Here is a 9,241-nt window from a genome sequence, read left to right as displayed (position 1 = left end):
GCGGGGCCGCAGGTTTCGAGGCTCGGCGCTGGGGCGCCTCGCACCTCAACCAGCGGCGGACGGGGGCGGGCGCCGCGCTGCCGCGCGCGCAGTTGCCTCCCGTAGGTGGTGGGGTCCGCCTGGCGGCAAGACTGGCGTAGGTGGTCCGAGCATTGCTCCCGGCGGTTGAAGTGACCTCGACCAGCGACGTCAACCGGCGGTGGTCGGGGAGACCACGCGGCGGCCGGAGACGGAGGTGACCTCGACGCGGAGGTCGAGGGTGCGGGCGCCGGTCACCCAGGTCTCGGGACGCTCGTCGCCGGCGCGCACGCGGTGGCAGCGGCCGCGCAGCAGCACGCTCCAGCCCTCGTGGCTGTCGGGGTCGACGTGGTCGACCTGGAAGGCCACCTCGCGCTCGGCGCTGTCGCGGGCGAGCAGCGAGTAGGGCGTCGTGCGCAGGACGATCCCGCCGTCGTCGGCGAGGAAGTTCACCGGCACGACCGAGATGCCCTCGGTGCCCGCCCAGGCCACCCGGCCCACGGGCTGGGTGCGCACCAGCTCCCAGCACTCCGGCTCGGTGAGGACGACCAGCCGGCCCGGCTGGACCTCGGACTGCGACATCGGGACCACCTCCACTCTCGGGGACCTCCCCATGGTGCGCCCTCGCCGGCCGCTGCGACAGGCCTCGAGGGCCCTGGGGCGGCGGGACCTTCGACCCGACTCCGGCCCGCGCCCCGGCGGAGCGCTGCTAGCGTCGCCGCAGCGACGGTGCGGGAGGTGCGGATGGGAGCGACGGACGACGGGGCGGGGCGCCCGGCAGGACGGGTGGACCTCGACGGCGTCGAGTTCGAGGACCTGGTCCGTGCGGTCCTCGACCGCATGCACGGCGCGCTCGACCAGCAGGCACGGCTGCAACTGCTGCTCGACGCAGTCGTCACCATCTCCGCCGACCTCAGCCTCGACGGCGTGCTCGCCCGGATCGTCGCGATCGCCAGCCGCCTCGTCGACGCGCAGTACGCCGCGCTCGGCGTGCTCAGCGCCGGCACCCGGCGTCGGTTGCGCACCTTCGTGCACCACGGGATCTCCGACGAGCTCGCCGCCGAGATCGGTGACCTGCCCACCGGCCACGGCCTGCTGGGGCTGATCATCGACCGCCCCGAGCCGCTGCGGCTGCACGACATCGCCGAGCACCCGGAGTCCTACGGCTTCCCGCCGAACCACCCGCCGATGAGCTCGTTCCTCGGCGTCCCGGTCCGGATCCGGGACCGGGTCTTCGGCAACCTCTACCTGACCGAGAAGGCCGGCGGCGGGGACTTCACCGCCGAGGACGAGGAGATCGTCGTCGCGCTCGCCGCGGCCGCCGGTGTGGCGATCGAGAACGCCCGGCTCTACGAGGGCACCGCGACCCGGGAGGCGTGGGCCCGGGCGACCGCCGACATCGCCGCGCGGTTGTCCGACCCCGGCCCGCTGCCCGAGTCCTGCGCGGTCGTCGCGGAGCAGGCCCGTGAGGTCGCTGGTGCCGACGCCGCCTGGGTGAGCCTCGGGGAGCCGGGGGAGCAGGCCACGGTCGGGTACGACGGCGTCGAGCTCGACGACACCGCGTCGGTGCTGTCCGTCGACTTCGCCCCGTCGGCCGGCTCGCAGGGCAGCCTCTCGCTGGGGTGGCAGCCCGACAACGAGGACGCCTTCCACGCGCTCGACAGGCAGCTGGTCGCGGCGTACGCGGAGCAGGCGACGACCTCGCTGCAGCTCGCCGAGGCCCGCGAGGGCCAGCGCCGGCTCGCGGTCCTCGAGGACCGGGACCGGATCGGCCGCGACCTGCACGACCTCGTCATCCAGCGGCTGTTCGCCGTCGGGCTCGGCCTGCAGGGCACGACCCGGCTGGTCGACCGGCCCGAGGTCGCGGCCCGCATCGACCAGGCGGTCGACGACCTCGACGCGACGATCAAGGACATCCGGCGCGCGATCTTCGGCCTCAGCGCCGTCGAGACGGCCGACGACATCCAGGCCGAGGTGACCCGGGTGGTGGAGCGGGCCGGTGCGACGCTGAAGTTCCGTCCCACCCTGCGCTTCGAGGGGCCGGTGCGCACGCTGGTCCCCGACGCCCTCGCGCCGGACCTGCTGGCCGTGCTGGCCGAGGGCCTGTCCAACGCCAGCCGGCACGCCGAGGCGAGCGCGGTTGAGGTGGTGCTCTCGGCGGGTGAGCGGATCGTGCTGACGGTGCGCGACGACGGGCGGGGCATGGACGACAGCGTCGCCGAGAGCGGGCTGGCCAACATCCGCCGGCGGGCCGAGAAGCACGGCGGCACGCTGGAGGTCGCCTCCGCCCCCGGGGAGGGCACCGTGCTCACCTGGGACGTGCCCCGGGCCTGACGGCCGGTCAGCGGGCGCGGCGCAGCGTCGCGGCGACCAGGCTGCGGGTCTCGGCCGGGTCGACGACGTCGTCGATCTCGAACATCCGGGCCGCGTTGAGGGCCTTGGCGTGCTCGCGCAGCTCGGCCGTGTGCCTCGCCACCGTCGCCTCCCGCTCGTCCTCGGGCAACGCTGCGAGCTTGTGCGCGAGCGCGAGCCGCACCGCGCCCTCGAGGCCCATCGCGCCCAGGTGGGCGTCTGGCCACGCGACGGTCAGCAGCGGGCGGTGCGTGCTGCCGCCGAGCATCGCCTGCGCGCCGAGGCCGTAGCCCCGGCGCAGCACCACGCCGGCCAGCGGCACCGTCAGGCGGGAGCCGGCGGCGACCATGCGCGACGCCTCGCGGACCAGCCCGGTGCGCTCGGCCTCGGGACCGACCATGAACCCGGGGGTGTCGACGAGCGAGAGGACCGGCAGGCCCCACCGCTCGCACAGGTCGAGGAAGTCGGCGGCCTTGGTCGAGGCGTCGGTGGTGATGGCGCCGGCCAGCACGGTCGACTGGTTGGCGAGCACGCCGACGGCCAGCCCGTCGATCCGGGCCAGGGCGGTGACCAGCTCGGGGGCGAACGCCTCGCGCAGCCAGGTGACCGAGTCCGCGTCCGCCAGCGCCTCCACGACGGGACGCACGTCGAAGGCCTCGCGGTCGTTCTCCGGGAGCATGGTGCGCAGCGCGGCCGGGTCGCCCGCCGGCTCGCCCGCGCCGAGGTCCGGCTCGTGCAGCAGCCCCAGCAGGCGTCGTACGACGGCGACCGCCTCCGCCTCGTCGTCGACGACCACGTCGAGCACGCCGTTGGCGGCCTGCTCGGTGACCGGCCCGATCTCCTCCGCGGCGAAGCTCCCGAGTCCGCCGCCGGCGATCATCGCGGGTCCGGCCATGCCGAGGTTCGCGTCGGGGGTCGCGATCCGCAGGTCCGCGGACCCGGCGATGACGGCGTTGCCGGCGAAGCAGCGTCCGGACACGACCGCGATGCGCGGCACGACGCCCTGCAGCTCGCCCCAGAGCGCGAAGGAGCCGACGTCGAGCGCGGAGACCAGCGGCAGGTCGACGTCGCCGGGGCGTCCGCCGCCTCCCTCGGTGAAGAAGACGGTCGGCAGGTGCATCCGGCCGACGACCTCGAGGAGCCGGTCGGACTTGCGGTGCCCGCGCATGCCCTGGGTGCCGGCCATGACGAGGTAGTCGTAGGACAGCACCGCGCACGGGACACCGTCGACGGTCGCGGTGCCACCGATGATGCCGTCCGCGGGAGCCTCGACGACCAGGTCCGCGAGCGGCCGGCGGCCCTCCTGCGCGGCGGTGACGAAGCGCCCGTACTCCACGAACGACCCGGGGTCGACGAGGTCCGCGATGTTCTCCCGGGCCGTGCGGCGTCCCTTCGCGTGCCACCGGGCGACCTTGTCGGGCCGTGCCTCGTCGGTCGTCAGGAAGCGCCGGGCGAGCACCTCGGTCAGTCCACGGGCCGGTGCGTCGTCGGTCACCGGGACATCATGGCAGCGCACCCACCCGGACAGTCGGAACCGCGGGCTGTCCCGGCCGTCGACCCGGTGGGACCCTCGGAGCATGGAAGGGGAGCAGCGGCCTCCGGAGTCGCTCCCGGCGCGCGTCGTCCTCGCCCTGCTGGTGGCGGCGGCGCTGCTCACCCCGTTCGTCCTGGTCGGCGCCGGCGGGTGGCTGCTCTACCAGCGCCAGACCGGCGAGGTGGTCCAGGCCGAGGTGCTGGGCTGCGAGACCGACATCGGCTACCGCCGCTCGGCGCAGCACTGCACCGCCCGGTGGACCGTCGACGGGGTCGAGCGCACCGGCCCGATCCAGGGCTCCGGCGACCAGGAGGCGGGGGAGACGGTCGAGGCGACCTTGCGCGACGGCGAGCTCTACAGCCGGTCGCTGGCCCTGCCGCTGGTGCTGCTCGGCCTGGGCCTGCCGCTGTGCGTGCTGCCGCTCCTGTGGGTGCGCGGCCGGTTCAGGCGCGACCGTACGACGCCGGCTCACCCGTGAGCACCCGCAGCGCGAGCGCGGTGGTGGCGTCCATGCCGAGGTGGCCCACGACGCGCTCGACCCGGGTGATGTCGAGGGGGAGCAGGCCGGGCGTGCCGGGCACGTCCGGCGTCAGGCCGAGGTCGAGGTCGGTGCGGCAGGTCATCAGTCGCAGGTTGAACTCGTAGCGCTCACGGGCGTCCGGCGCCTGCAGCCGGGCCAGCGTGGTGGCGCCGACGCGCCGGTTGCCGGTCTCCTCGGCCCACGAGTCGAGCGCGGCGACCAGTGCGGCGCCGTCGTTGTGCTCGACGTCGGCCCACACCGCCTGCATCGAGCCCATGTGGGCGAGCAGCAGGGCTGCGGTCTTCTCGCCGATCCCGCGCACCCCGGGCAGGTTGTCGCTGGCGTCACCGCGGACGGCGGCGAACTCGAGGTAGCGGTCCGCCGGCACGCCGTACATGATCTGCAGCGCCTTCGGGGTGAGCAGCGGCGAGCCGTTGATCCCGCCGTTGATCAGCCGCAGCACCCGGGTGTGCTCGCTGATGTGGGCGAAGGAGTCGCGGTCGGAGGTGATCACGACGCAGTCCCAGCCGTTCTCGCCGGCCCACGTCGCGGCCGACGCGTTCACGTCGTCGGCCTCCAGCCCCGGCGGGGTCAGCGTGGCCAGGCCGAGGGCGTCGAGCAGGGCACCCGCGCGCTCGAGCTGCTCGACCAGCTCGGGGTCCTTCTCGGCCCGGCCGGCCTTGTAGTCCGGGTAGAGCTCGCGCCGCAGCGAGCGCTCCCGGTCGTCGAGGCCGAAGATCACGGCGTCCGGCGCGAACGCGTCGATCGACTCGAGGATCTGGCGCAGCATCCCGTGCAGCGCCCACGCCGGGCGCCCCCCGCGGTCGCGGTGGCGCGTGTGCGCTCGCGCGTGGTGGTTGCGGTGCAGCAGCGAGGGCGCGTCGACGGCGAGCAGCAGCCGGCGGGGACGGTCGGGGGCGGGGTTCATGGCGATCCCGCCGATCCTAGGTCGGCAGCGTCAGGAGAACAGCCCCAGGTAGTGCCCGGACAGGGCGGGGTAGTAGTCGTCGAAGTCCACCGAGGCCACGTCGCCGGAGGTCTCGGCGGCGACCATCCGGTCCAGGTAGTACTCCCAGCCCGGCCCGACGCCACCGGCCATCTGCGGGTCCGGCACGTCCTGGGCGAAGGTCAGCGTGGTCACGCCGTCCTCCTCGCGCAGGTCGAGCCGCAGTCGCCAGTGCTCGGGCTCCTCTCCGTCGGTCGGCGAGGAGGTCGTGATCCGCAGCCGGTGCGGCGGCTCGCACTCGTCGATCCGGAACTCCTCGGCGGGCACCTCGTCCTCGAAGAGCATCTGGAAGGTGACCGCGCCGGACGACGGGTCGCCGGTCCACGAGCCGATCCACCGGGCCAGGCGGTCGGACTCGGTCACGGCCGCCCAGACGTCCTCGATCGGGGCACGGAAGGTGCGTTCGAGCACCACGTAGCTGACGCCGCCGTCGTCGACGCGCCGCCCGGTGGGGGCGGGGCTGGTCTGGCTGGTCTGGCTGGTCTGGCTGGTCTGGCTGGTCTGGCTGGTCTGGCTGGTCATGCGGTCTCCTCCTGCGGGGTGGACGGCGCGCGGCGGGTGTCGCTGCGCTCGCGGGTGGTACGACGGACCTCGAGCTCCAGGCCGTCCAGCGCGGCCTCCGGGACCGGCGGGGCGGGCCGGCGGGGTGCCCGCTCGTCGAGCTCGCCCAACCAGCGGCGGACCGGTGCGAGCCCGTCGGCGGCGAGCCGGTAGTGCCGCTCACGTCCGCGGTCCTCGGCCGTGACCAGGCCGGCCTCGCCGAGCAGGCGCAGGTGCTTGCTGATCGCCGGCCTGCTGACCGCGTGCTCCGCAGCGAGGTCGACGACCCGCGCCGGACCGCCGGCCAGCTGCTCGAGCAGGCGGCGGCGCACCGGGTCGGCGATCGCCTCGAACGGGTCCATGGGTCATTGGTAACACATTGGTTACCAAACGGGAAGGGGGCCGGCCCACTCGGGCGGGCTCAGGTCGGCGGAGGCGTGTTGAGCGGCGAGTCCTTGCGGGCGACCATGTCGAAGCGCTGCTCGGGGGTGAGTGCGCGGAAGGGCTCGAGCATCTCGAGGCCGTAGCCGCTGACCTCCGGGCCGTCGACGGCCGGCACGACGGAGTGGACCACGCGGTCGTCGTACAGGTGCAGCATGGTGAAGGCCTGGTGGGCGTCGATGCCGGCCAGCAGGCGCCGGTCGGGCGCGAGCTCGGAGGTGTAGCAGGTCGCCGACGCCACCGACACCGGGACGCCCGCGAACGTCGACCACGACGTGAAGTGGAAGTGTCCTCCGATGATCCCGCGGACATCGGAGCCCGCGACCACCTCGGCCAGCCGCTGCTGGTCGTGCAGCTCGATCAGCTCGGCCAGGCGCAGCATCGGCACCGGGATCGGCGGGTGGTGCATCGCCAGCAGCGTCCCGTGGGGCGCGGGCTCGGCGAGCACGTCGGCCAGCCACGCGAGCTGCGCGTCGCCCAGCTCGCCGTGGTGCCAGCCCGGGACCGAGGTGTCGAGCGCGACGATGCGCAGCCCGGCGACGTCGTGCACCCGGTCCTGCGGCTCGTCACTCTCAGTGCCGTAGAGCTCGCGGCAGAACGCCGGTCGTTCGTCGTGGTTGCCCATCACCCACACGACCTCGGCGCCGAACCCGGCTGCGACCGGCTCGACGACCTCACGCAGCCGCCGGTACGCCGCCGGCTCGGCCAGGTCGGCGAGGTCGCCGGTGAACACCAGCGCCTGCGGCGGCGTGGGCACGCGGGCGAGCCGCGCCAGAGCAGCCTCGAGGTGCGCGACGGTGTCGACGGCGTCGTACTGCAGCGAGTCGGCGAGCAGGTGCGGGTCGCTGAGGTGGGCGACGACGTGGGTCGGGTCGGGGTACTGGCCGAGCGGTTCCACCCGGTCAGGGTAGGTCCGCACGGCGGCGCACGGCTGGAGGACGGGCGGGGACAATGGGCAGGTGATCGCCGCGCTCGCCCTCGCCCTGGCCCTCGCCCTCGCGCCCGGGGCGCCGACGCCGCCACCGGGCGGGGGAGACGTCGACTACCAGATCGGCGGCGCGGTGCGGCCGGCTGCGCGGGTCGACGTCGTCGTGCGCGACCGCCTGGCGCCGCCCGCACGCGGTCGCTACAACGTCTGCTACGTCAACGCCTTCCAGACCCAGCCCGGCGAGGTCCGCTTCTGGCGCGCCCGCTGGCACCTCGTGCTGAAGCGCCGCGGCACGCCGGTCGTCGACGCCGGCTGGGGCGAGTGGCTGCTCGACATCCGCGCGCCGCGCAAGCGCGCTGCGCTGGCCCGCATCGTCGGGCGCTGGACCGACCGCTGCGCCCGCGACGGGTACGACGCGGTCGAATTCGACAACCTCGACTCGTTCTCGCGCAGCCGCGGCCTGGTCACCCGCCGCCAGGCGAAGGCGTTCGCGCGGTTGCTCGTGCGGCGCGCCCACGCCGCCGGCCTCGCGGCCGGGCAGAAGAACTGGGCCGGGCTCGACGGGCGCCGGCTGGGCTTCGACTTCGCGGTGGCCGAGGAGTGCGGGCGGTACGGCGAGTGCGGGGACTACGTGGCGTCGTACGGGCGTCGGGTGCTGGTCGTGGAGTACCGCCGCCGCGACTTCGACCGCGCCTGCCGGCGGTGGGGCACGCGGCTCGGCATCGTGCTCCGCGACCGTGCGGTGTCGCGCGGCGGTGTCAGGGCATGGTGCTGACGCCGGCTCCGCACTAGCGTCGGGGCATGAGCGAGGACGCCCCCGAGGTCGACGTCGACGTCCCGGCCAGCGGGCCGGGCTGCGCGGAGTGCGATGCCGGAGGCGGCTGGTGGGTGCACCTGCGGCGCTGCGCCGCGTGCGGGCACGTGGGCTGCTGCGACAGCTCGCCCGCGCAGCACGCGGCCGCGCACTTCCGCGCCACCGGCCACCGGCTGGTGCAGAGCTACGAGCCCGGGGAGGAGTGGTTCTGGGACTACGGCGCGCAGGCCTACTACGACGGCCCGCCGCTTGCCGAGCCGACGGCCCACCCGGCCGACCAGCCCGCTCCCGGACCGGCCGGCCGCGTCCCGGCCAACTGGCGCGAGCTCATCCACTGAGCCCTACGGCTCGGGCTCCGGGTCGGGCTCCGGTGCCGTGCGGACGGTGTAGGGACCGAACCCGGTCGCGGGGCCGAAGCCGGCCGCGTTGTGGGCGCGCACCCGCAGCCAGTAGCGGGTGCCAGGAGCCAGCGGCAGGGTGAGCGGCGCGGCCGCCGTCGGCGCCGCGCCGGTCGATGCCGTCCCGATCCAGGTCGCCCCGTCCAGCGACCACTGCACGCGGTACTGGTCGATGCGGGCCCCGCCGTTGCTGGCCGGCGCGGCCCAGTAGACACCCAGCGCCCCGACGTACGCGTCGGCCTCGGGGACCCTCGGTGCGGACGGCACCGTGCGCGGCACGGCGGCGACGGCGCGGCTCGGCCTGCCGAGCCCGGAGCCGTTGCGGGCGACGACGCGGTAGAAGACGCGGGCGCCGTTGACGAGGCGCGGCTCGGTCCAGGCGCGGGCGCGGGGGCCGGTGTACTTCACGGTCACCCACGGCGAGGACGTGGTGTTGCGGCGCTGGACGGCGTAGGCGTCGATCCGCGAGCGGCCCTCGGACGCCGGTGCGTGCCAGGTGATGCGCACCGCCTTGTCCATCGGGACCGCTGCCACCCACCGTGGCGCCGACGGCCGGGAGGCCGCCTCCGCGGGGGCGGTGGTGTGAACGAGCATCGTCGCCAGCAGCACAGCTGCCAGGGCACGGCAGAACAACCTCATCTCGGGCCTCCTTCGACCGCGCAACCTAGTGGAGCCGGCCCCGGCGCGCGG

At 74.9% G+C, this 9,241-nt stretch carries 11 protein-coding genes; 4 read left to right on the top strand and 7 right to left on the bottom strand.

From position 1 onward, the window contains the following. Positions 1-189: 189 nt before the first annotated feature. A complete protein-coding gene (locus NOCJ54_RS28215; protein WP_186449742.1) occupies positions 190-600 on the bottom strand; it encodes a pyridoxamine 5'-phosphate oxidase family protein in 411 nt (136 codons plus the stop codon). A gap of 162 nt (positions 601-762) precedes the next feature. On the opposite strand from NOCJ54_RS28215, the gene NOCJ54_RS0110875 reads away from it, so the two are divergent. Beyond that, entirely contained in the window at positions 763-2,352 is a 1,590-nt protein-coding gene (locus NOCJ54_RS0110875; RefSeq protein ID WP_028655531.1) for a GAF domain-containing sensor histidine kinase, read from the top strand. 7 nt (positions 2,353-2,359) lie between these two features. On the opposite strand, the gene NOCJ54_RS25145 is transcribed toward NOCJ54_RS0110875, so the two are convergent. After that, on the bottom strand, positions 2,360-3,865 hold the full coding sequence (locus tag NOCJ54_RS25145; RefSeq protein ID WP_036517532.1) for an acyl-CoA carboxylase subunit beta: 1,506 nt from the start codon (positions 3,863-3,865) through the stop codon (positions 2,360-2,362). Positions 3,866-3,947: 82 nt separating this feature from the next. Here NOCJ54_RS25145 and NOCJ54_RS0110865 point away from each other — a divergent pair, with 82 nt between their 5' ends. Continuing rightward, on the top strand, positions 3,948-4,382 hold the full coding sequence (locus NOCJ54_RS0110865; RefSeq protein WP_028655530.1) for a hypothetical protein: 435 nt from the start codon (positions 3,948-3,950) through the stop codon (positions 4,380-4,382). Here the strand turns inward: NOCJ54_RS0110865 and NOCJ54_RS0110860 are convergent. Genes NOCJ54_RS0110860 through NOCJ54_RS0110845 form a run of 4 tightly spaced genes read right to left on the bottom strand, consistent with a single transcriptional unit; the run spans position 4,348 to position 7,309 of the window. Continuing rightward, complete coding sequence (locus NOCJ54_RS0110860) at positions 4,348-5,352, bottom strand: 5'-3' exonuclease (RefSeq protein ID WP_036517531.1); 1,005 nt, start codon at positions 5,350-5,352, stop codon at positions 4,348-4,350. The two genes, NOCJ54_RS0110865 and NOCJ54_RS0110860, sit on opposite strands and share 35 nt — an antisense overlap. A 30-nt stretch (positions 5,353-5,382) precedes the next feature. Further along, positions 5,383-5,952 (bottom strand): SRPBCC family protein, encoded by a 570-nt coding sequence (locus tag NOCJ54_RS25140; protein ID WP_084255054.1) that lies wholly within the window; start codon positions 5,950-5,952, stop codon positions 5,383-5,385. Beyond that, positions 5,949-6,332 (bottom strand): ArsR/SmtB family transcription factor, encoded by a 384-nt coding sequence (locus NOCJ54_RS0110850; RefSeq protein ID WP_028655528.1) that lies wholly within the window; start codon positions 6,330-6,332, stop codon positions 5,949-5,951. Before NOCJ54_RS0110850 ends, NOCJ54_RS25140 begins: the two co-directional genes overlap by 4 nt. 59 nt (positions 6,333-6,391) lie before the next feature. After that, positions 6,392-7,309: a metallophosphoesterase gene (locus NOCJ54_RS0110845; RefSeq protein WP_028655527.1), complete on the bottom strand. Its 918-nt coding sequence runs from the start codon at positions 7,307-7,309 to the stop codon at positions 6,392-6,394. A 61-nt stretch (positions 7,310-7,370) separates the two neighbouring features. On the opposite strand from NOCJ54_RS0110845, the gene NOCJ54_RS25135 reads away from it, so the two are divergent. Together NOCJ54_RS25135 and NOCJ54_RS0110835 are read left to right on the top strand one after the other, a co-directional pair. Then, positions 7,371-8,114: an endo alpha-1,4 polygalactosaminidase gene (locus tag NOCJ54_RS25135; protein ID WP_051485724.1), complete on the top strand. Its 744-nt coding sequence runs from the start codon at positions 7,371-7,373 to the stop codon at positions 8,112-8,114. Positions 8,115-8,140: 26 nt separating this feature from the next. Beyond that, entirely contained in the window at positions 8,141-8,491 is a 351-nt protein-coding gene (locus NOCJ54_RS0110835) for a UBP-type zinc finger domain-containing protein (RefSeq protein WP_028655526.1), read from the top strand. A gap of 3 nt (positions 8,492-8,494) precedes the next feature. On the opposite strand, the gene NOCJ54_RS0110830 is transcribed toward NOCJ54_RS0110835, so the two are convergent. Then, the gene (locus NOCJ54_RS0110830; RefSeq protein WP_084255053.1) at positions 8,495-9,190 is read right to left on the bottom strand and encodes a fibronectin type III domain-containing protein; all 696 of its coding nucleotides are present in this window, start codon (positions 9,188-9,190) and stop codon (positions 8,495-8,497) included. Positions 9,191-9,241: the final 51 nt, after the last annotated feature.

This window comes from Nocardioides sp. J54 (assembly GCF_000519005.1).
Lineage (GTDB): Bacteria > Actinomycetota > Actinomycetes > Propionibacteriales > Nocardioidaceae > Nocardioides.
The sequence above is the reverse complement of the archived record's forward strand: the minus strand, read 5'-3'. Positions and strand labels throughout refer to the sequence as shown.

Bases quoted from the DNA above. Each gene is read 5' to 3' on its own strand.
- NOCJ54_RS28215 (WP_186449742.1), bottom strand. From the start codon at position 600: ATGTCGCAGTCCGAGGTCCAGCCGGGCCGGCTGGTCGTCCTCACCGAG.
- NOCJ54_RS0110875 (WP_028655531.1), top strand. From the start codon at position 763: ATGGGAGCGACGGACGACGGGGCGGGGCGCCCGGCAGGACGGGTGGAC.
- NOCJ54_RS0110865 (WP_028655530.1), top strand. From the start codon at position 3,948: ATGGAAGGGGAGCAGCGGCCTCCGGAGTCGCTCCCGGCGCGCGTCGTC.
- NOCJ54_RS0110860 (WP_036517531.1), bottom strand. From the start codon at position 5,352: ATGAACCCCGCCCCCGACCGTCCCCGCCGGCTGCTGCTCGCCGTCGAC.
- NOCJ54_RS25140 (WP_084255054.1), bottom strand. From the start codon at position 5,952: ATGACCAGCCAGACCAGCCAGACCAGCCAGACCAGCCAGACCAGCCAG.
- NOCJ54_RS0110850 (WP_028655528.1), bottom strand. From the start codon at position 6,332: ATGGACCCGTTCGAGGCGATCGCCGACCCGGTGCGCCGCCGCCTGCTC.
- NOCJ54_RS0110835 (WP_028655526.1), top strand. From the start codon at position 8,141: ATGAGCGAGGACGCCCCCGAGGTCGACGTCGACGTCCCGGCCAGCGGG.
- NOCJ54_RS0110830 (WP_084255053.1), bottom strand. From the start codon at position 9,190: ATGAGGTTGTTCTGCCGTGCCCTGGCAGCTGTGCTGCTGGCGACGATG.